The following is a 749-nucleotide window of genomic DNA, read 5'->3' as shown; positions in this document are numbered from 1 at the left end:
TGTGGTCAGCGGGTGGCTGACCTGCTGATGAGGCGCTCTACCTGATCGGCGGAGAAGACGACGCGCCCCTGTGGTTTGCCGGTCGGCTTGTGGCGGCGCAGCTTCCCGTCGCGGGCCAGCTTGTCGACGGTCCATGTTGATACGCCCATGAGGTCCGCGACGTCGGCGCGGGTCAGCCAGCGGCGATTGGTCATAGGTTGATCCCCTCGGCGCGGAGGGAGTCCTGGAGGTTCTCGCGCAGGTCATTGAGCGCGTCCACGGCGGTGTCAACGATGGCCACCTGCTCCTCACTGAGGACGTCGAGGGCGGCTGAGCCGTCCAGCATTGCGGTGGCACTCCCGATCCTGTGGATTGACTCAGCGAGTTGCGCGATGCGCTGGACCCGGTGCTGGTCGGGGGTGGTCATGCCGCTGCTCCCACGAGCCGATCCTCAGCGCGGGCGATGATCACCGACACGGGGACGCCCACGACGGCCGCCAGCGTGTCTAGTTCGGCCACCGTGAAAGGTGAGCCTCCGGAGAGACGGCGAGTGAGCGTGGTTCGCGGTATCCCGGTCCTGTCAGCGACGCCCAGTACGGTGAGACCGGCGTCGGTCATCGCCTCCGAGACCACGACTGCGGTCATCTCGGTGACCGTTCGGGGTGGTTTGGTGTCCATATGGTCACCCTATGACACAGGGAACGGTGACGCAACCCCTTTGGTCAAAAAATGACCCAAGATCGGCACATGGACGCCAGATATGGCACAAT

General features: G+C 64.9%; 3 protein-coding genes. All 3 read right to left on the bottom strand.

The features are described from left to right. Positions 1-5 precede the first annotated feature (5 nt). The 3 genes from RMT89_RS40500 to RMT89_RS40490 are packed head-to-tail and all read right to left on the bottom strand — an operon-like array spanning position 6 to position 624. Positions 6-194, bottom strand: a complete 189-nt coding sequence (locus RMT89_RS40500) for a helix-turn-helix domain-containing protein (protein WP_315888752.1) — start codon at positions 192-194, stop codon at positions 6-8. After that, positions 191-406 (bottom strand): hypothetical protein, encoded by a 216-nt coding sequence (locus tag RMT89_RS40495; RefSeq protein WP_315888751.1) that lies wholly within the window; start codon positions 404-406, stop codon positions 191-193. The genes RMT89_RS40500 and RMT89_RS40495 overlap by 4 nt, the downstream gene beginning before the upstream one ends. Beyond that, entirely contained in the window at positions 403-624 is a 222-nt protein-coding gene (locus tag RMT89_RS40490) for a helix-turn-helix transcriptional regulator (RefSeq protein ID WP_315888750.1), read from the bottom strand. The genes RMT89_RS40495 and RMT89_RS40490 overlap by 4 nt, the downstream gene beginning before the upstream one ends. Positions 625-749: the final 125 nt, after the last annotated feature.

Source organism: Streptomyces sp. P17 (assembly GCF_032436805.1).
Classification (GTDB): Bacteria; Actinomycetota; Actinomycetes; order Streptomycetales; family Streptomycetaceae; genus Streptomyces.
Note: the sequence above shows the minus strand (reverse complement) of the source record. Positions and strands in the feature narration are given on the sequence as shown.